The organism is uncultured Marinobacter sp., from assembly GCF_947488835.1.
Lineage (GTDB): Bacteria > Pseudomonadota > Gammaproteobacteria > Pseudomonadales > Oleiphilaceae > Marinobacter.
In genome coordinates this window covers 1,024,646-1,044,456 of record NZ_CANLBK010000001.1, presented here as the reverse complement: position 1 = coordinate 1,044,456, position 19,811 = coordinate 1,024,646, and the positions used below count along the sequence as shown (strand labels likewise).

The 19,811-nt window shown below is 54.8% G+C and carries 22 protein-coding genes; 19 read left to right on the top strand and 3 right to left on the bottom strand.

The features are described 5' to 3' along the window. Window positions 1–639 carry a uracil phosphoribosyltransferase gene (upp, locus tag Q0824_RS04840; protein WP_298448022.1) on the bottom strand — a complete coding sequence of 213 codons (639 nt, stop codon included), beginning with the start codon at window positions 637–639 and terminating at the stop codon, window positions 1–3. Between the two features lie 227 nt (window positions 640–866). On the opposite strand from upp, the gene flhA reads away from it, so the two are divergent. The 14 genes from flhA (at window position 867) to Q0824_RS04770 (ending at window position 15,135) form a co-directional block, all read left to right on the top strand. Beyond that, entirely contained in the window at window positions 867–3,047 is a 2,181-nt protein-coding gene (gene flhA / locus Q0824_RS04835; protein WP_298448020.1) for a flagellar biosynthesis protein FlhA, read from the top strand. A 60-nt stretch (window positions 3,048–3,107) separates the two neighbouring features. Next, window positions 3,108–4,424 (top strand): flagellar biosynthesis protein FlhF, encoded by a 1,317-nt coding sequence (flhF, locus tag Q0824_RS04830; protein WP_298448018.1) that lies wholly within the window; start codon window positions 3,108–3,110, stop codon window positions 4,422–4,424. 72 nt (window positions 4,425–4,496) lie between these two features. Next, entirely contained in the window at window positions 4,497–5,309 is an 813-nt protein-coding gene (locus Q0824_RS04825; RefSeq protein WP_298448016.1) for a MinD/ParA family protein, read from the top strand. A 31-nt stretch (window positions 5,310–5,340) separates the two neighbouring features. Further along, window positions 5,341–6,084 carry an RNA polymerase sigma factor FliA gene (locus Q0824_RS04820; protein ID WP_298448014.1) on the top strand — a complete coding sequence of 248 codons (744 nt, stop codon included), beginning with the start codon at window positions 5,341–5,343 and terminating at the stop codon, window positions 6,082–6,084. A 162-nt stretch (window positions 6,085–6,246) separates the two neighbouring features. After that, on the top strand, window positions 6,247–6,630 hold the full coding sequence (gene cheY, locus Q0824_RS04815) for a chemotaxis response regulator CheY (RefSeq protein ID WP_008173086.1): 384 nt from the start codon (window positions 6,247–6,249) through the stop codon (window positions 6,628–6,630). A gap of 20 nt (window positions 6,631–6,650) precedes the next feature. Further along, window positions 6,651–7,436 (top strand): protein phosphatase CheZ, encoded by a 786-nt coding sequence (locus tag Q0824_RS04810; protein WP_298448012.1) that lies wholly within the window; start codon window positions 6,651–6,653, stop codon window positions 7,434–7,436. 17 nt (window positions 7,437–7,453) lie between these two features. After that, a complete protein-coding gene (locus Q0824_RS04805) occupies window positions 7,454–9,547 on the top strand; it encodes a chemotaxis protein CheA (RefSeq protein ID WP_298448011.1) in 2,094 nt (697 codons plus the stop codon). Between the two features lie 57 nt (window positions 9,548–9,604). Further along, window positions 9,605–10,747 carry a chemotaxis response regulator protein-glutamate methylesterase gene (locus Q0824_RS04800; RefSeq protein WP_298448009.1) on the top strand — a complete coding sequence of 381 codons (1,143 nt, stop codon included), beginning with the start codon at window positions 9,605–9,607 and terminating at the stop codon, window positions 10,745–10,747. Continuing rightward, complete coding sequence (locus Q0824_RS04795; protein WP_200369206.1) at window positions 10,747–11,487, top strand: flagellar motor protein; 741 nt, start codon at window positions 10,747–10,749, stop codon at window positions 11,485–11,487. Before Q0824_RS04800 ends, Q0824_RS04795 begins: the two co-directional genes overlap by 1 nt. Window positions 11,488–11,505: 18 nt before the next feature. Beyond that, window positions 11,506–12,288: a flagellar motor protein MotD gene (gene motD, locus Q0824_RS04790; protein ID WP_298448006.1), complete on the top strand. Its 783-nt coding sequence runs from the start codon at window positions 11,506–11,508 to the stop codon at window positions 12,286–12,288. A 204-nt stretch (window positions 12,289–12,492) separates the two neighbouring features. Next, a complete protein-coding gene (locus Q0824_RS04785) occupies window positions 12,493–13,290 on the top strand; it encodes a ParA family protein (RefSeq protein ID WP_298448004.1) in 798 nt (265 codons plus the stop codon). After that, complete coding sequence (locus Q0824_RS04780) at window positions 13,283–14,050, top strand: chemotaxis protein CheW (protein ID WP_298448002.1); 768 nt, start codon at window positions 13,283–13,285, stop codon at window positions 14,048–14,050. The genes Q0824_RS04785 and Q0824_RS04780 overlap by 8 nt, the downstream gene beginning before the upstream one ends. Window positions 14,051–14,186: 136 nt before the next feature. Further along, on the top strand, window positions 14,187–14,675 hold the full coding sequence (locus Q0824_RS04775; protein ID WP_298448000.1) for a chemotaxis protein CheW: 489 nt from the start codon (window positions 14,187–14,189) through the stop codon (window positions 14,673–14,675). Window positions 14,676–14,742: 67 nt separating this feature from the next. Then, the gene (locus Q0824_RS04770; RefSeq protein ID WP_298447998.1) at window positions 14,743–15,135 is read left to right on the top strand and encodes a DUF2802 domain-containing protein; all 393 of its coding nucleotides are present in this window, start codon (window positions 14,743–14,745) and stop codon (window positions 15,133–15,135) included. Between the two features lie 15 nt (window positions 15,136–15,150). Here the strand turns inward: Q0824_RS04770 and Q0824_RS04765 are convergent, their stop codons facing one another. Together Q0824_RS04765 and Q0824_RS04760 are read right to left on the bottom strand one after the other, a co-directional pair. Next, window positions 15,151–15,450 (bottom strand): EscU/YscU/HrcU family type III secretion system export apparatus switch protein, encoded by a 300-nt coding sequence (locus tag Q0824_RS04765; RefSeq protein WP_298447996.1) that lies wholly within the window; start codon window positions 15,448–15,450, stop codon window positions 15,151–15,153. Further along, window positions 15,447–16,790, bottom strand: a complete 1,344-nt coding sequence (locus Q0824_RS04760) for a flagellar hook-length control protein FliK (protein WP_298447994.1) — start codon at window positions 16,788–16,790, stop codon at window positions 15,447–15,449. The genes Q0824_RS04765 and Q0824_RS04760 overlap by 4 nt, the downstream gene beginning before the upstream one ends. A 145-nt stretch (window positions 16,791–16,935) precedes the next feature. On the opposite strand from Q0824_RS04760, the gene ccmA reads away from it, so the two are divergent. The 5 genes from ccmA to ccmE are packed head-to-tail and all read left to right on the top strand — an operon-like array spanning window position 16,936 to window position 19,800. Continuing rightward, window positions 16,936–17,577, top strand: coding sequence for a cytochrome c biogenesis heme-transporting ATPase CcmA (gene ccmA, locus Q0824_RS04755; protein WP_298449525.1), 642 nt, complete (start codon window positions 16,936–16,938; stop codon window positions 17,575–17,577). Then, window positions 17,567–18,292 carry a heme exporter protein CcmB gene (gene ccmB / locus Q0824_RS04750; RefSeq protein ID WP_298447992.1) on the top strand — a complete coding sequence of 242 codons (726 nt, stop codon included), beginning with the start codon at window positions 17,567–17,569 and terminating at the stop codon, window positions 18,290–18,292. The genes ccmA and ccmB overlap by 11 nt, the downstream gene beginning before the upstream one ends. A gap of 32 nt (window positions 18,293–18,324) precedes the next feature. Next, complete coding sequence (ccmC, locus tag Q0824_RS04745; RefSeq protein WP_298447990.1) at window positions 18,325–19,068, top strand: heme ABC transporter permease CcmC; 744 nt, start codon at window positions 18,325–18,327, stop codon at window positions 19,066–19,068. A 3-nt stretch (window positions 19,069–19,071) separates the two neighbouring features. After that, entirely contained in the window at window positions 19,072–19,311 is a 240-nt protein-coding gene (ccmD, locus tag Q0824_RS04740) for a heme exporter protein CcmD (protein ID WP_298447988.1), read from the top strand. Window positions 19,312–19,326: 15 nt separating this feature from the next. Then, window positions 19,327–19,800: a cytochrome c maturation protein CcmE gene (gene ccmE / locus Q0824_RS04735; RefSeq protein WP_298447985.1), complete on the top strand. Its 474-nt coding sequence runs from the start codon at window positions 19,327–19,329 to the stop codon at window positions 19,798–19,800. Window positions 19,801–19,811: the final 11 nt, after the last annotated feature.

Here is a 19,811-nt window from a genome sequence, read left to right as displayed (position 1 = left end):
TCAAACGTCCTTTTGCTTGGTGCCGAAAATTTTGTCGCCGGCGTCGCCAAGCCCGGGCAGTATGTAGCCTTTCTCATTCAGGCCATCGTCTACAGACGCGGTGTAAATGGATACATCCGGGTGCGCGTCCAGAACCTTCTTGATGCCCTCCGGTGCCGCGACCAGTACCAGGGCACGGATTTCAGTGCTCCCGGCTTTTTTGAGAACGTCGATGGTAGAAATCATCGAGCCACCCGTCGCAACCATAGGGTCTACGATCAGAGCCATACGCTGATCCAATTCACCCACCAGCTTTTCCAGATAGGTATTGGCTTCCAGAGTTTCTTCATTACGGATCTGGCCTACCACGCTCACCCGGGCAACCGGAATCAGGCTGAGTACACCATCCAGCATGCCGAGCCCAGCTCGCAGAATGGGAACGATAGTGATTTTTTTGCCCTGAATTTGTTCAACGCTAACCGGGCCGGCCCAGCCATCTATCGTTTTTTCCTGCAGGCTGAAATCCTTGGTTGCTTCATATGTCAGCAGCGCCCCGACTTCCTGGGCCAATTCACGAAAATTCTTGGTGCTGATCTCTGCGCGGCGCATCAAGCCGAGTTTGTGTCTGATCAGGGGGTGTCTTACCTCGTGGACTGGCATGGGCTCACCTGTTTTCTGGGTCTGGGGTTAAAGGGTTGTGTGTTGCAGTTTAGTCGCGCAAGGATACCGCATCTTACAGAGTGAGTCAGGCACCAGAAGTCAGCTTGTGAATGAAATACTGTGCAGGCTGGTACGGATCTTGCGGTAACAGGGTGAAAGATACGTATGTGTCAGAATCTCGACCATGAAAACGCCTTCAGAATCAGTAAATCGGAGTAGCTTAGGGCATGGACAGAGCTTTAGTCCTCAGTAACGTCAAATCCCTGACGCGGGGTAACCTCGGCGTGCCCATTATGTTGATGGGATTGCTGGGCATGATGATACTGCCCATGCCGGCGTTTTTGCTGGACGTATTCTTCACCTTCAACATTACACTCTCCATTGTCATTCTTCTGGTGTGTGTTTATGCCCTGCGCCCCATGGAGTTTGCGTCTTTTCCAACGGTACTGCTGGTTGCGACTCTGTTGCGGCTTGCCCTGAACGTGGCATCTACCCGAATTGTATTGCTGGAGGGGCATGAAGGCGGTGATGCAGCGGGTAAGGTTATTGAATCCTTCGGTGCGGTTCTGATTGGTGGTAACTACGCGGTCGGCCTCGTGGTGTTCGCCATTCTGATGATCATCAACTTCCTGGTGGTGACCAAAGGTGCTGGCCGAGTGTCGGAAGTGAGCGCACGTTTCACTCTGGACGCCATGCCCGGCAAGCAGATGGCCATTGATGCCGACCTGAACGCAGGCCTGGTTAACCAGGACGAAGCAAAACACCGTCGCGAAGAAATCGCCCAAGAGGCGGATTTCTATGGTTCCATGGACGGTGCCTCGAAGTTTGTTAAAGGTGATGCGGTTGCCGGTTTGCTGATTCTTGCAATCAACATCATTGGCGGTGTTGCCATTGGCATGATTCAGCATGGCCTCGATTTCGGGCTTGCGATGGAGCGCTACGCCTTGCTCACCATTGGTGATGGCCTGGTTGCCCAGATCCCGTCGCTGCTGCTCTCTACCTCCGCTGCCATCATGGTTACCCGTGTTACTTCCAGCCAGGATATGGGTGGGCAGATTCTTCAGCAGATGTTCAGTGCACCAAAAGCCCTGGCGATTGCTGCCGGCATTTTGATATTGCTTGGTTTGATTCCCGGTATGCCCCACGTGGCTTTCCTTGGGCTTGGCGGGATTGCAGCTGCGAGTGCTTGGTATATCTGGAAAAAAGACCTCCAGACAGTGGAAGAGGGGGGCATGTTCCCAAGTCGGGGCGGTGCGGGTGTTGTGCCGGGCTCCGGTGGGCGTGATCTGCCGTTAACCGGTGATGTGGGTGGTGATCAGGGGCGTCAGTTACCCGCGCCGGGCGAAACCCGCGAGCTGGGCTGGGACGACGTAGCCACGGTAGATATTGTCGGGCTGGAGGTGGGTTATCGCCTGATTCCGTTGGTCGATAGAACCCAGGGCGGTCAGTTGCTTAGCCGTATAAAAGGCGTGCGTAAAAAACTGTCTCAGGATTTGGGTTTCCTGATGCCCTCCGTGCATATTCGCGACAACCTGGATCTGATGCCGAACGTGTATCGGATCACGTTGATGGGAGTGACCATCGCGGAGGCGGAAATCCACCCTGATCGCGAGCTGGCGATTGATCCGGGTCAGGTGTTCGGGAAAATCGAAGGCATAGAGGGCAAAGACCCCGCTTTTGGGCTGGATGCGAGCTGGATTGAGCCTGAAAAGAAAGATCAGGCGCAGACGCTCGGTTATACCGTGGTGGATGCCAGTACGGTGGTTGCAACCCATCTGAACCAGGTTCTGCAAAAGCATGCCCACGAACTGTTGGGGCACGAAGAGGTGCAGAAGTGGCTGGATCAGCTCGAAAAGGCCTCACCCAAGCTGGCAGAGGAGTTGGTGCCGACTACTGTGTCTATCAGCCTCCTGCTGAAGGTTCTGCAGAACCTGCTCAAAGAAGAAGTCCCCATCCGGGATATGCGTTCCATTGCTGAATCTATGGTGAACGTGCATCCAAAGAGTCAGGACCCCAAATTATTGACCACGGTGGCGCGTCAGTCTCTGCGCAGGATGATCATCCAAAGCATCTGTGGCAATGATTCGGAGATACCGGTAATTACCTTGGATCCGGATTTGGAACAGTTATTGCTTAAGTCTGTTCAGCAGAGTCAACAATCTGGCGGGCTGGAAGATATAGGCCTGGTTCTGGAGCCGAATATGGTGGAGAAGCTGCAGCGCTCATTACAAGACAGCGTGCAACGTCAGGAGATGCTGGGTAAGCCCGCCATCTTGCTGGTATCCGGGCCCTTGAGGCCGGTACTCGCAAAGTTTGCCAGCTACGGTGTGGAGCGGCTGCATGTGCTCTCCTACCAGGAAATACCGGATAACAAACAAATTACGATCGTGGCGTCCGTGGGCCAATAGGCTGGCGGATGAAAGAACGGGCAGCGCAGATAGAGCGTGGCCGGTGGAGGATGCAATATCATGAAAGTTAAACGTTTTTTTGCAAAGAGCATGGCCGAGGCGTTGAAGCAGGTTAGCGAGCAAATGGGGCCTGATGCTGTCATCCTTTCCAATCGCCGCGTAGACGGTGGCGTCGAGATCGTCACTGCGCTGGACTACGACGAAAATATGGCGCGCCAGAGTTTGGGTGCACAGGCCAGTGAGGCCACCAATGGCGCCCGCCTTGCAGAAATGCAGGCAGAGCGGCATCGCCGGTTGGAGGATGAACTGAGCCGCTCCCGCTCCCGTATTCGCGACGTGCGTGAAAGTCGCGCCGCGCGAGGTCAGGGTTATGCTGAAGCATCATTTGCAGAGCTGCTCGGGGATGTGAGTGACGATTTTGCAGAGCCGGTGAGTCAAAGCCCCGCTAATGCAAACTATTCCGATGAGCTTGCCCGCATGCGTGCGGAAATCAGCTCTTTGCGGGATCTAATGAGTGGTCAGCGAAGTGAGCCGGAGAAACCCGGTATCAATGCGGTTCAGCAGCGACTTGCAGAACGACTTCAGGAATTCGGCCTTGGCACAGACCTGGCTGGTTCGCTCTCCCGTCGCCACAAAGGCGGCAAGCTCGAAGACGGATGGAAGCAGTCACTGAAAATGCTCGTTGCGGGCGTACGCACCCCCAGTCAGGAATGGCTTGACGAAGGCGGTGTATACGCATTGGTTGGCCCTACAGGTTCCGGAAAAACAACCACCATAGGTAAGCTTGCAGCGCGTTACGTGCTGAAACACGGTGCCGATTCAATCGCTCTGGTTACGACAGATCGATACCGGGTTGCGGCCCATGAACAGCTTTTCGTATTTGGTCGTATACTGAACGTGCCGGTGCGGGTGGTTGATGAAAGCAATACGCTTGACGATATTCTTGATGAGCTATCAGATCGGCATCTGGTGCTGATCGATACGGCTGGGCTAACCAGTACGGATAGAGGGTATCAGGAACAGTTGGCAGAACTGGCCCGCAGCCACCACAAGATCCGGACACATCTGGTGGTTTCAGCTACCAGCCAGCCGCGCATTATGAAATCCGTATGGCATTGCTATAAGATGGCAGGGCTTACAGGCTGCGTGATGACGAAGATTGACGAAGCCCTGACTCTGGGCGAATCCTTGGGCTTTGTGATGGAAACCGGGCTGCCGGTTGCCTACTACACAGATGGGCAAAAGATCCCCGGGGATCTGCATCACGCCGAAGCGGTTCCCCTTGTTCGTTTGGGAGTCGAGCGCCTGAAAATGCTCCAGCAGCAGATGGCTGAAGAGAAAGTGCCTGGTACAGAGCGCGCGCGGGAAATTGCATGAGGCTCTGAAGATCCAAGTTGTATCCGGCTATGAACCATATCCGGTTAATCCTGGCGAGAGATTATAAACAGTATGAGCAAAGCACATCCGGTACAGGTGATCGCAGTTTCCGGCGGCAAGGGCGGAGTCGGCAAGAGTAACATTTCGGTTAATCTTGGCATTGCTCTGGCGCAAAAGGGCAGGCGTGTTGTGCTGCTTGATGCCGATCTCGGGCTGGGAAATCTTGATGTGCTACTGGGGTTAACCGCCAACCGTACCTTGCAGGATGTGTTGGCAGGAGAGTGTGACCTCAGGGACGTTCTGGTAAACGGCCCGGGTGGAATCAAAATTGTACCGGCATCTTCCGGAACCCAGCGCATGACGCAACTCAGCGCCATGGAGCATGCAGGCCTGATTAACGCATTCAGCGAGCTGGGCGATCAAATTGATGTGCTTATCGTGGATACAGCGGCGGGCATTTCAGAGTCTGTTGTGAGCTTTTTGCGGGCCTCGCAGGAACTGCTGTTGGTGGTGTGCGATGAGCCCACATCCATTACGGATGCCTACGCTCTGATTAAACTGATGAACCGTGATTATGGTACCAACCGCTTCCGCATCCTTGCCAATCAGGTGAGTAGTGAGCAGGAGGGCCGCCATTTATTTGAAAAAATAACCCGGGTAACCGAACGATTTCTCGATGTGGCACTACAATATGTAGGTATGGTGCCTTACGACGAAGCTGTGAAGAAAGCCGTTCAGCGCCAGAAAGCCGTGCTGGATGCCTACCCCCGAGCCAAAGCGTCGCTTGCGATCAAGGCACTGGCTGACAAGGTGGAAAGCTGGCCCCTGCCTTCATCACCTCGCGGACACTTGGAGTTTTTTGTGGAGCGGCTCGTCGAAGTCTGAAACGGATCCCGTAAAAAATAAAACCGGATGCATGACATTGGCGAAAAATCTGGGAATCTATAACCAGGCGGGTGTGAAAAGTCCCTCGGACCTCATAGAGGCTCACGCCCCTCTGGTAAAGAAAATTGCACTTCATCTCTTGGCGCGGCTACCGGCCTCGGTGCAGCTCGACGACCTCATGCAGGCGGGCATGATCGGGTTGCTGGAGGCCGCCCAGCGCTATAGTTCAACCAAAGGCGCAACCTTTGAAACCTATGCCGGAATTCGCATCCGTGGTTCCATGGTGGATGAAATTCGCAAAGGCGACTGGGTGCCGCGCTCTGTTCACCGAAACGCCCGTCGGGTCGCCCGTGCAATCAAAGCCGTAGAAGATCGAGAGGGCCGCGAAGCCCAGGACTTTGAAGTGGCTGAAGAGCTCGATATGGAGCTTTCCGAGTACCACGCCACTTTGGCCGACGCCAACAGCGGACGGCTTTTTAGTCTTGATGAGCTCAATGAATCCGGTGAGCTGCCGATAGAAGAAACAGAGGCCCGGGATAATCCGCTGGATGATCTCACATCTGATTCGTTTCGCAGCAACCTGGCGGCCGAGATTGAGCTGCTTCCCGAGCGGGAAAAGCTTGTGCTGAGCCTGTATTACACGGAAGAGCTCAACCTCAAAGAGATTGGCGCTGTGCTGGGTGTCAGTGAAAGTAGAGTTAGCCAGATTCACAGTCAGGCCGCGTTGAGATTGCGTGGGAGACTGTCCGAGTGGCGCCTTGAGGAGCACAGCTAGGCGTGGCAGGAGACTTCAGGGTTCTGATGAAGTGTAGTATTTGGTAACCGATGCTTTACAAGCGCGATAAAGATCAGACAATACATGGTTAAATCAGCGGCCTGCTACACGTTAAGCGCAAAGGTCAAAACGAATTCCGGGTCTTAATAACTGGAGGTCCCTTTGGACAAAAACATGAAAATTCTCATTGTGGATGACTTCTCCACAATGCGACGGATCATCAAAAACCTGCTCCGTGATCTGGGCTTCACCAACACTGATGAAGCGGATGACGGCAATACGGCTTTGCCCATGCTGAAAAGTGGCAAGTACGACTTTCTTGTGACGGATTGGAACATGCCGGGAATGTCTGGCTTTGATCTGCTCAAGGCCGTGCGGGCCGATGAAAACCTGAAAACCCTTCCTGTTTTGATGGTTACCGCCGAAGCTAAGCGCGACCAGATTGTTGCAGCGGCTCAGGCTGGCGTAAATGGGTACGTGGTAAAACCATTCACTGCAGCCGTTCTAAAAGAAAAAATCGAGAAGATTTTTGAACGAATTCAGTAACCGGAAATTGGATGGGTCGTATGAGCGATAACAAGAAGATCCATCGGGGTCTTGAGCCAGAAGTGACCGAAAAGCTCCGGCACCAGGCAGCAGAGCTCGCCCAAAGCGTTGAGCGCGGTGATTATGCCAGCGCTATGAACCTGATCAACGAGCTGAGCGAGGTCAGGGACCAGAGTCTTTATCGTGAAGTCGGCCGTTTGACACGAACGCTTCATGAGGCAATTCGCAACTTTCAGATAGATCCGCGTAGCCCGGAGCAGAAAGAAGTCCTGTCCTTGATGACTGATGCATCCGACAGGCTGGCTTACGTTGTTCAAATGACTGGCCAGGCTGCCAATCGCACGATGGATCTGGTTGAAGAGAGCATGCCTCTTGCTCAAACCCTGCGCGAAGAAGCTACGTCGTTGAGCCAGGAATGGCAGCGATTGCGCCGCCGCGAAATGCAGCCAGCTGAATTCCGTGATTTGTATGGCCGTATCGACGCCTTTTTTCTGAGCGTAACTAACGATGCGGACACCCTCTATAACGGTCTTTCTGAAATTTTGCTGGCGCAGGATTTCCAGGATCTGACCGGCCAGGTGATACAGCGAGTGACGGCGTTGGTGAAGGAAGTTGAGGAGCAGATGCTCAGTTTGGTGGTTATGGCCAGCCATGTTGATCAACTTACCGGCACAGTGCACCAGATTGAAAGTGAAGAAGTCTCCGCCGAACAAGGTGTGGGACCTCAGATGAAGGCAGAAGAGCGCGAAGATGTAGTCTCGGGACAAACTGACGTAGACGATCTGTTATCCAGTCTCGGTTTCTGAACAGAAGAGGTTAACCCATGGCGTTTGATGCCGATGATGAGATCCTGCAAGACTTCCTGGTGGAGGCTGGGGAGATTCTTGAGAAGCTGTCGGAACAGCTTGTTGATCTTGAACAACATCCAGACGACAGCAATCTGCTCAACGCCATTTTTCGTGGATTCCACACCGTAAAAGGCGGTGCAGGCTTTCTACAGCTGGATGCCCTTGTTAACTGTTGCCACTCCGCTGAGAACGTGTTCGATATTTTGCGCAACCATAAGCGCGCGGTGGACTCCGAGCTGATGGACGTTGTGCTGGAAGCATTGGACCATGTGAATGCCATGTTCGAGCAGGTGCGTAACAGGGAAGAGCTGACCCCTGCGCCCGACGAACTGATTGCAGCTCTGGATGCCCTGGCACTGCCTCAAGTTGCTGGCGAAACGGTGAGCAACGAGCCGGCAGACGTTCCTGCGGCCCCTGAGAGCGATCAGGACGGTGGCGATATTACCGATGAAGAGTTCGAACAATTGCTGGATGCGCTGCATGGCGATGCACCTGTGTCTGGTGCGGCCAATAGCTCCGCGCCTGATCAGCCCGCCGGTAGCAGCGGCTCCGGAGACGAAATTACAGATGATGAGTTTGAAGCCCTGCTGGATGAGCTGCATGGTAAGGGTAAATTCGCCGCAAAAGCAGCCGCAGCTGACGATACTCAGGCAGCGTCAGGTGCTGCCAGCCCGGCTGTGGGCAATGATGGCGAACTGATTACTGACGACGAATTTGAAAAACTGCTCGACGAGCTGCATGGCAAGGGTGGAAGCCCTACCACTGGCGGCTCCGACGATGCGCCGGCAAAGCCATCGCAGCCGAAAGCCGAGCCAGCGAAAGTGGTGCCTGAAAAGGCGCCTGAGGCAACACCTGCGGCTCAGGCTCCTGCCAGTAAAGCGGCCCCTCCCAGAGATTCAGCTCCAGTGGCGGAAACCACTGTACGTGTCGACACCAAACGCCTCGACGACATCATGAACATGGTGGGCGAGTTGGTACTGGTGCGAAACCGGCTCCAGAGGCTGGGCTCCGATAGTGAAGACGAACATATGCACAAGGCGGTATCCAGCCTTGATGTGGTGACCACGGATCTCCAGGCTGCGGTCATGCAAACTCGCATGCAGCCAATCAAAAAAGTATTCGGTCGCTTCCCGCGGGTTGTTCGTGATCTGGCCCGGGGCATGAAAAAAGAAGTGAATCTGGTGATGATTGGCGAAGAGACCGATCTCGACAAAAACCTTGTTGAAGCCCTGTCGGACCCACTCGTTCACTTGGTGCGAAATTCTGTTGACCATGGTATTGAAACGCCAGATGTACGGGAAAAAGCGGGTAAGCCGCGGCAAGGCACAGTCACCCTCTCGGCTGAACAGGAGGGCGATCATATCCTTCTGTCTATCGATGACGATGGTGCAGGTATGGACCCGGAAGTACTGCGCCGCAAAGCCGTCGAAAAAGGGATTTACGATCAGGACGCTGCCGATCGCCTCACGGATACAGAGTGTTTTAACCTGATTTTTGCCGCCGGGTTTTCCACCAAGGAGCAGATTTCTGACGTGTCCGGGCGCGGTGTGGGCATGGATGTGGTGAAAACCAAAATCAACCAGCTCAATGGTCAGCTCAGCATTGTCTCAGCTTTGGGCAAGGGTTCTCGCATCATCATTAAGGTGCCTTTGACTCTGGCGATTATGCCAACCCTGATGATCAAGCTTGGGGATCAATCTTTTGCTCTTCCGCTGGTGAATGTGGTGGAGATATTCCATTTGAATCTGACTCGCACCAACGTTGTAGATGGTCGTGAGTGTATTGTTGTACGGGACAAGGTGTTTCCGCTTTTCCATATAAAACGCTGGTTGGTGAGAGGGTCTACTGGCGTAACGGGTCCTGAAAGCGGGCACGTTGTGATCGTTGCCATGGGCACCAACAAGGTTGGTTTTGTTGTTGACCAGCTCGTCGGTCAGGAAGAGGTGGTTATCAAGCCCCTCGGGCGAGGGTTACAGGGCACACCGGGTATGGCAGGAGCCACAATTACCGGTGACGGCCGTATTGCGCTGATTATCGATGTTCCTAGCTTGCTGCAGCACTACAGCTGAGTTGTTTACAGGCAGCGCAAAGCTTTATGGATCAAAGCATTTTGGTAGGAGAAACGGATGACAGTTTCTGTCCTGGTCGTTGATGATTCAGGGTTTTTTCGCAAGCGACTAACAGAGATACTCACCTCGTCGGGCCAGATCCGTGTGGTGGGCGTGGCAGCCAACGGCCGGGAAGGTGTTGAGTTGGCGGGATCGCTGCGCCCGGATGTTATTACCATGGATTACGAAATGCCGATTATGGACGGCATTTCGGCGGTGCGGGAAATCATGCAAAAGCACCCGATACCGGTGCTCATGTTTTCTTCACTCACCTACGAAGGCGCCAGAATTACACTGGACGCCCTGGAAGCCGGTGCGGTTGATTTTTTGCCCAAAAACTTCGAGGAAATCGCGCGGGATGGCAGCCAGCTGCAAAAAATTCTGATCGATCGCGTACTTGATGTTGCGCGCAGTCGACCAGCCAGCAGGGCACAGCCAGCTTCGCCTTCTCCCAGGACAGCCCAGCAATCTGCGCCTATGGCTCCAACCAGACCTGCAACGTCAGGACGCCCTGTTGTGCCCAGACGCCAGGCTGTTCAGCCACTGCAAGATGACGCGCCCAAGCGCACTGCGCGAAAGAGCCCGGCACGACAATTCGCCGTTGTGGGTATTGGGACCTCAACCGGCGGGCCAGTGGCGCTTCAGCGTGTGCTTTCGGCCTTGCCAGCCAGTTTTCCCTCGCCAATTGTTCTGGTGCAACACATGCCTGCAAGCTTTACGCCGGCCTTTGCTGAGCGCCTCAACAGACTGTGCAAAATTGAAGTCCGGCAGGCAGAAGACGGTGATATCCTTCACCCCGGATTGGCACTGCTTGCCCCCGGCGGCAAACAGATGATGATTGAAAACCGGGGTGGTCAGCCCCGGGTTCGCATTTTGCCGGGCGACGAGCGCCTGAATTACCGGCCTTGCGTGGACGTTACCTTCGGGTCCCTTGCCCGCGCATTCCCCGGGAAAACGCTAGGCGTTATCCTTACTGGAATGGGTTCTGACGGGAAAGAGGGGTGCCGAATGATGAAGCAAAGCGGCTCACCCATCTGGTCCCAGGATGAAAGATCGTCGGTAATTTACGGTATGCCCATGGCGGTAGCTAAAGCAGGCTTGAGTGATGAGGTTTTGTCGTTAGAGGAAATAGGGCCCAGATTGCTTGAGGGCGTTTGCTGATGGATATACTCAGCCTGCTCGGAGTCGTTCTGGCTTTTGCTGCTATTCTTGGCGGCAACCTGCTTGAAGGCGGAGCACTGAGCTCACTGTTTAATGGCCCGGCGGCCATTATCGTGATTGGTGGCACCTTGGCTGCGACCATTCTCCAGACCTCCTGGCCGGTTCTGAAACGGGCTGCCGCCCAAGCACGCTGGGTGTTTGTTCCCCCTTTTATCAGTATTGAAGACGGAATTGGCAAGGTAATCGATTGGAGCGTGAAGGCCAGGAAACAAGGCCTTTTGGGGCTTGAAGGTTTGGCGGAAAATGAGCCGGAAACCTTTGCCCGTAAAGGTCTTCAGTTGTTGGTAGATGGTGCTGAAACCGAAACAATCCGCAGCATCATGGAAATAGATCTGGATTGCCGCGAGCAGCGAAATCTTGAATCCGCCCGAGTGTTTGAGGCCATGGGCGGCTATTCACCGACCATTGGTATTATTGGCGCTGTCATGGGGCTGATACAGGTAATGACCAACCTCGAAGACCCGGCGTCCCTGGGTAGCGGAATTGCCACTGCCTTTGTAGCAACCATCTATGGCGTGGCACTGGCCAATCTGCTGTTTTTCCCGGTTGCCAATAAGCTGCGGGGGCTGGTCAAGGAGCGTTCGCGGTACGAAGATATGATGATCGATGGCCTCATTGCCATTGCAGAGGGTGAGAACCCCAAATCCATTGAATTGCGGCTGCGGGGCTTTCTGCAGTAAGCAAAACCGGTTCTTAATATGCGGCGTCGCAGGCAACCTCAGGATGATTTGCACAACAAAGAGCGTTGGCTGATTTCCTATGCGGATTTCATAACGCTGTTGTTTGCCTTTTTTGTAGTGATGTACTCGGTCTCATCGGTAAATGAGGGTAAGTACAAGGTACTGTCTGAGACACTTACAGGCGTCTTCAACGCACCGCAGCGCTCCTTTCAGCCGATTGAAATTGGTGACCAGCCTCCGCGCCCGGAAGTCCAACCTTCAGAGGATGTGATACCCCCGGCGGTAACAGAGGCACCCAGAAATTCAGAACAGGATACACAGGCCCGCACAGAAGCCTTGCGCAGCATGGCAGATCAGTTGGCGATGGAGTTTGACGAACTGATCGATCGGGGGGTGGTTACCCTTGACGTCAATGACCGCTGGCTTTCACTCAATCTGCCGGATAGCCTGCTTTTTGGCAGTGGCGACGCGGAGCCCCACTATGATTCGTTTGAAGTGATGGATAAGGTGGCGCGGGTTCTCAGGAACCGGGATAACGCGGTAAAGGTTGAAGGTTTTACCGATAACCAGCCCATTCGCACGTCGCGCTTCCCTTCCAACTGGGAGCTTTCCACAGCACGGGCAGCGGCGGTGGTCCGTATGCTGAGCATGGAAGGCATTGAGCCGGAACGGCTGGCTGCGATTGGTTATGGGGAATATCAGCCTCTGGCCCGCAACGACACTGAAGAAGGTCGCCGCCGCAATCGGCGGGTAGTGCTCCTTATTTCCCGTGATGCCAGTATCCGGGGAGCCATGCGTTAGGGGATTCTGTGAGAGTCCTTGCTGGCACGGTTTCTGTATAACCCAACTCGTATTTCGTCAGGCGGCAACCGACTGCCGGTACTTAATCTGCTGGTACTACACCTGCTGGTACTACACCTGCTTAAGTTACATAAGAAACGGCCGATAAACGGGATACGTTCCTGTTTTCAGCGGGTCGCAACACAGTAGTTTCGGAGTAAAAACGTGCGAATCTGGGCTATAGCCAATCAGAAGGGTGGTGTGGGTAAAACCACCACGGTGGTCGCGTTAGGCGGCCTGCTGGCGGAGCGTGGCAAGCGTGTTCTGGTGGTTGATCTTGACCCTCACGGTTCTCTGACCAGCTGGTTCGGGTACGATCCGGATACCATCGCGCACAGCCTTTTTGATCTGTTTCAGCACCAAGGCAAGGTGCCCGAGGGGCTTCCGGCCCAGCTTATTACAGAAACCAGTTGCCCCGGATTGGATCTTTTGCCTGCCAGTACAGCGTTGGCGACACTAGAGCGCCGAATGGTGGGCGCTGAAGGTATGGGCCTCATTGTTTCCCGGGCGCTTACCCAGTTGTGGGACGATTATGATTACGTACTTCTAGATAACACGCCCTCTCTGGGCGTGCTGATGGTCAATGCATTGGCAGCAGCACAGCACCTGATTATTCCTGTGCAAACCGAGTTCCTTGCCATCAAAGGCCTTGAGCGCATGTTGCATACTTTGCAGATGATCATGCGCTCACAAAAGAATCAGCTGCCTTACACCATCGTACCCACCCTGTTTGATCGGCGCACTCAGGCGTCGATGCAAAGCCTTAATCTGCTGCGTAAAACCTACCAGGACAATCTTTGGCGGTTTGCGGTGCCTGTAGATACAAAATTCCGCGATGCCAGCCAGGCCGGCATTGTTCCGTCAAAACTGGAAGCCCAGACTCATGGCGTTCGGGCATACCGGCACTTGTTGGATGATTTGCTGGCCAAGACGGGCGTCCGGAAGGAGCGTCAGCATGGCTGACGAGAAATTGACAAAGCTGGCCGATCCGACCAGCGCGCTTGCCAGTTATCTGGATGAATTGCTCCACACGGCAACGAACACGGCGCTGCATGAAGAGTTGGCTGAGCCCGAACCTGTCATAAAGGCAGAACCTAAACCGGCTCCAGTCAAAAAAAGGGTGGCAGTGCCTAAGCCAGCGCCCGTTCTGGCTCCGGCACCCTTGGTAGCACCACAACCGGCGCAGGTCCGGGAAGCTGCGCCAGCGGTGGCCTCCACGCCAGAGCTTGCGCCTGGAAAAGAAGCCCCGGTTGCGCGCCCGGAGTGGTCTGAGCGCCCCTTTGAGTGCCTGATTTTCACGGTGGCTGGCCTGCAGCTTGCGGTACCTTTAGTGCTGTTGGGTGCTATCTATCAGATTGAAGAGAGCATTCGGCCGATACCCGGTAGCCCCCGCTGGTACATGGGGATTCGCATGGGAGCCCATCAGAACTTGAGGGTTGTGGATACGGCGGAGTGGATCATGGCCGGGCGAGTGCCGGCTAATGCCCGGGATAATTATCGCTTTGTTATTCGCCTGGACAACAGTGAATGGGGCCTTGCGTGCGATAATGTGGCCCAGTCATTCACTCTGAGCCCGGATGACGTGCGCTGGCGCACGGCCCGTAGCAAGAGGCCGTGGCTGGCTGGCACTGTTATTGAACAGATGTGTGCGCTGGTGGATGTCAGTACCATGGCGGACTTGCTGGTGCGCGCAGAACGAGAGCAGCATCTTGACCTGAGCTGACCGGAAAATACGGTTACCGAATGAAACCATGCCGTGCTGGCACGGTTTGTGCCCTTAACTATAGTATTGGGCACTGATGATGTTTTTTTGACGATCAGGCTGCCCGCCCGGGTAAGCCGAACAGGAGAAACTGGTTATGGCATCCCCGAGCGGACCGCAAAAACAGGCCCAAGATGATCAGGTACTGCAGTATGTGACCTTCCGGCTGGATAACGAGACCTATGGTCTCGACGTTATGCAGATTCAGGAAGTACTGAGATACACGGAGATTGCACCGGTGCCGGGCGCTCCGGACTATGTGCTCGGTATCATCAACCTGAGGGGCAACGTGGTGACAGTCATCGACACCCGTCGCCGTTTCGGATTGGCCGATGCAGAAATGACAGACGCCACCCGAATTGTAGTGATGGAATCTGCCGACCAGGTGATGGGTATTCTGGTGGATTCAGTGGCCGAGGTTGTGTACCTGAAAGCCAGTGAAATAGAGACTGCACCGAACGTGGGTAATGATGAAAGTGCCAGATTTATCCAGGGTGTGTGTAATAAGGATGGTGAACTGATCATATTGGTCGAGTTCGACAAAATGCTGTCAGACCACGAATGGGCAGAGATCGCAGGGCTGTAAACCGGCGCCATACCGGCCAGACCTGATGATGGATGCCTCAAGTGGCTAATAACCGGAGACGTCCATCATGTTTGCTGAAATTCCTTCTTTTGTTCCCTGGGCGCTAACCGCCGTGGCGCTTTCACTGGTTTTTGCGCAGGGCGTTATGCTTGGTCGCCAGAACAGAGAACTGAAATCCACACTCAAAGAACGGTGCGATATCCTCGGTCGGGAGCTGCATGCTACTGCCAGTGGCAGCATGGGGGTCGGCCAACGCCTTGTGGCTTGTGAGCGGCAGTTGCATGAGCTGAGAATAACCATGGATGAGATGCGCCAGAACGACCCTCTGCGTATATCTTATGATGAAGCTTCACGGCTTGTTGACCTTGGCGCAGATGTTGACGATCTGATGAATACATGCGGCATATCCCGTCCCGAGGCCGAGCTGGTATCGGCACTGAAAAAACGTCAGGCGGCTTAAGCAGGCCAGTGGCGCTCAGGGATTATCGGAGCTATTGCCGGTGTCTTCGGGCGTGCGGCCGCGTATGTGAAAGGCAAAGGCAAGAATTTCTGCAATAACCCGGTAGAGGTTCTCGGGTATTTCGTCATTGAGGGACAAGCGCGCGAGAATGCCAGCCAACTCGGCATTTTCATACAATGGCACGTTGTTCTCTCTGGCGATCCTGATGATTTCATCGGCCAGTTCATAGGTGCCCGTAGCCGTGATGGTTGGGGCTTTTTCGCCGTCGTATTTCAGTGCGACGGCTGCGCTGGCCGAGTGGTCGTTCTCTTTCATGCTCGGGTGTCCACCAGTCTGTGTTCCAGCTTGGTTGTCGGGTACGAAGGGCTGCCCCGTCGGCATTCCAGATCGGTCACTTCAAGCCCCAGTTCCACAAGGCTGCGCCTCAGAAGCGGCAGTTCTTCGTTTACCTGCTTTAATGTTTCCTGTTTTTCTGCCCACACCCGAGCACTCACTTCCTGCTGGCGCAGGGACACTTCAAAATTCAGCGCTCCGGCCAGTTCGAGGTCAATGGCAAGATTCAAGCGCCATTCACTGATGGTTGCCCGATTTTCGTTACGACCCTTGGCAGAAGACTCTTCTTTATATTGTTCCAAGCGCAGCTGTGCCAGTTTGGGCTCGTTTTGGGGCGTAACCCAAGGTAGGTCCATAAGCAGGGTAGAAGCGGGCGCAGGCGTTTCACCGCCACCCCTTGCCGTCAGGATTTGGCTGTGTAGTTGGTTAACTGTAATCCGGTTCAGCATGCCCGCCAGCATCCGCAAAGTCTGACCCACGGATGTGGGCTCGGAACTCGTGGCAGGTACCATTGCCTGTGGGAATTGCAGCGGCGCCTGAACCAAACTGGGGCTAGCCAAGGGCATAAGGCGATTGAAGGAGGTTGCGGTGTTACCGCCTTGCTCTGCCAGCAAGCTGGTGATCATTCGCCCTATGGCAAGTTTGAGATCGGGAAGTGCAGGCGAGGGTGTCTGGGTCAGACGGGATTCTGCAAACAGCCCGCTCTCCGCTACCCATTGCCGGATTTGCTGTACGCTGTTGCTCTGAGTGCCTGCACCGGGCGCAAGGGTGTTGCTGGCAGGCAGCCTTGCAATCAGAGTCTCAAGAGCCTGGCGCGCCGCGTCCGGCAAAGGTTGCAGGCTGCGGCTGGTGGGCAGTTGTCCAGGTGTCAGTTCAGGAGCCAGGCCCCGGTTCAGCGCTGTCATCAGTTTTGCCAGGCCGCTGTCGAGGCTTTGCTGCCAGGGCATACGTTGCGCCAGAGCCCGGGCAATCACGGCTTCTGGTGTCGCTGCCAGTTTGCCCATCAATTGCAATTCGTTGCCAGCCCGCATTACTTTTACCCAATCCCCCGGCGTCAGTTCCGTGGCGCCAATTGCTGCACTGACCTGTAGCGGTTTTCCTCGCACATCGAGCAATAGTTCAGCACTGCCCTGACGGTTGATGACTTCTGCTACCCGGGCCAGTATGGTCTCCCGGTTTGCGAGCTGAACCTGGTCCAGTTGCTGTCGGGCAGACAGCGCCACTGCTTCTCGGCGTGGCTGCGAAGCTTCATTGGTCTGCGTCGGCCCGGGAATTACCTGTACCGGAGGGGTGGGGGACTGTTGGCCGCTGGGTAGTTTCATCGCTGCTGACTTGATACCGGACAAGAGTAATCTGTAGACGCTTTCGTTATAATACGCCGCGCCGGCAACTATTGTCGTGAATACACCCGATGCAATTGTGCATCGTCCTGATTACGGGGCCCTGATGTCCGAGCCGTTACCCTTGATTCCCGAACCATTACTGCAGGCGATCAATCTGCAGTGTGAACGGGACAAGAGGATACTTTTCCGTGAGTTATCCTTTTCCATACTGCCCGGTACTGTAACACGTGTCGAGGGGCCAAACGGTTCTGGTAAAACAACGCTGCTGAGAATTCTGGCTGGCCTGAATGATGCCTGGGCCGGTGATTTGAAGTGGTGCGGGGCGCCGGTGGCAAACCATCGTGAAGAGTTTCTCCGCAATATGCTGTATCTCGGGCACCGTCCGGGTATCAAGCCCTTGCTTACCCCTCTGGAAAATTTGCGGGCCGTAATGGCGGGTCGCAGGCCAGTGTCTGACGCATCATTAAATCAGGCTCTGCAAGGTACCGGCCTCGCTGGCTATGAAAACGTACCCTGTCGCAACTTGTCTGCCGGTCAACAACGTAGAGTTGCATTGGCACGGTTGTTAATTGCTGATGAACCCCTTTGGCTACTCGATGAAGTGTTTACTGCCATTGATGCGGATGGTGTGGCAGCTATTGAGGCCCTTTTACAACAGCGAGCGGCTGAAGGTGGCGCTGTGCTGGTGACGACTCACCATGATTTGGCGCTGCCGAATATGCACAGGTTGGTGCTCGGCAAGGGAGGCGTGACCGATGAACGCTGAAACCCGTCCGGCAGTCCAGTTGGCCAGTAGCAGTGTGGGCGCTCTGGCTGCCATGAAAGGTGTGTTTGCACGGGATATGAAGGTGGCATTTCGGCAGCGTCAGGATCTGCTTAACCCGCTGCTGTTTTTTATTATGGTCGTTACGTTGTTTCCCCTGGGTGTCAGCCCGGAGGTTTCATTCCTCAGCCAAGCGGGTGCCGGTATACTATGGGTGGCAGCCCTGCTTTCTGTGTTGCTTTCGCTGGATCATCTGTTTCGCCATGATTTTGACGACGGCACCCTTGAGCAGCTTGTACTTCAGCCGCAGCCGCTGTTTCTACTGATTCTGGCAAAGACTATGGCGCACTGGATGCTGACAGGCTTGCCTCTGGTTATTTTAGCCCCTGTTCTTGGTGTAATGGTGCATCTCGACGGGAACTCTATTGCTGTTTTGTGTCTAACGCTGTTGATCGGTACGCCGGTACTGAGTTTGATTGGCGCTATTGGTGCTGCGTTAACGCTTGGGTTGCGATCGGCAGGTGTACTCTTGTCCCTGTTGATCATTCCCCTGTACATTCCGGTGCTGATATTCGGCACAGGTACGGTTGCGGCTGCCGCAGAGGGCGCGGCTGTGGGAGCTTATCTGGCTTTGATGGGTGCTTTCCTGATGCTGGCGCTGACACTGGCGCCGTTTGCAGCAGCTGCGGCGCTGAGAATCAGCTTGTCGAACGGGTAAAACAAGGTAAACGGTAGGACGGTGACCATCTGATGTGGCAATTTTTTCACAAACTGGGTTCCCCAAAATGGTTTTTCGGGATATCCACCCGGTTCATGCCCTGGTTGTTGGCTGGCGGTGTCTTGCTGCTTATGGCAGGCGTAGTCTGGGGCTTGGCGTTTGCACCCAAGGATTATCTTCAGGGCAATAGTTACCGGATCATCTTTATTCATGTGCCTACAGCCTTTATGGCGCAGTCGGTATACATAATGATGGCGTCTGCGGCCCTTGTAACGCTGGTTTGGCGTATGAAGCTTGCCGATGTGTTCGTCAAGGCGGTTGCGCCGGTGGGGCTGGTTCTGACATTTCTGGCGCTCTTTACCGGAGCAGTATGGGGCAAGCCGACTTGGGGTACCTGGTGGATTTGGGATGCCCGGCTTACCTCCATGTTGATCCTGCTATTCCTGTATGGCGGCGTTATCGCACTGGATCGCGCGATCAATGACGAAAAATCGGCAGCCCGCGCGGTTGCGGTGTTGGTGCTGGTAGGGGTAGTGAATATCCCCATTATCAAATACTCCGTAGACTGGTGGAATACACTGCACCAGCCGGCGACGTTCAAGCTCACAGAAAAGCCGTCCATGCCGGCAGAAATGTGGGTGCCACTTCTGCTTTCAGTGCTGGGCCTGTACCTGATTTTCGGCTGGCTCGCCTGTGTTCGTATGCAGACAGAAATTTTGTCCCGGGAGCAACGCACCCGGTGGGTGAAAGAATTCGTATTGAAAGGACGGGTCTGAGCCATGGCATTTGATTCTTTTTCTGCCTTTATCTCGATGGAGGGCCACGGCCCTTATGTATGGGCCTGTTACGCTGTATTTTTCGTGTTGATGGCAGTGCTAATGGCTGGATCGCTGCGGAGCAGGAAAGCGATGGTTGAGTCCTGCCGTCGTGGTTATGAGTTTCAGGCCGCCAAGGGTAAAGTGGCCTCGGCTCCAGCTTCTTCTGCGTCCTTCGCGCGCGTAAACGTTTCCCAAGACTGACTGACAGGTATGTAAATGCACCCGATCCGTAAAAAGCGGCTAACCATTGTACTGTTTCTGCTGGCAGGGCTATCCGTAGCGGTGGCGCTGACAACCTATGCGCTGCGCCAGAACATCAACTTGTTCTACGACCCGAGCCAGATTTCTGCCGGGGAAGCCCCGGTTGATGTGCGAATCCGCGCTGGCGGTATGGTTGAAGAAGGCTCGGTTGTGCGGGACCCGGAAAGCCTGAAGGTGGAGTTCCTGGTAACTGATTACAGCGCTTCTGTGCCTGTGGAGTACGTTGGAATCCTGCCTGACCTGTTTGCTGAGGGACAGGGCATTGTCGCCATGGGTCGACTCAACAATGAGGGGCGTTTTGTAGCGGATCAGGTTCTGGCCAAGCACGATGAAAATTACATGCCGCCAGAAGTGGCCAGTGCCCTGGAAAAGGCATCGGAGGCGGGAGCCAAGTCGGCGACTGAAAGCACCAAATCCGCAACCTATTAAACACTTACAAC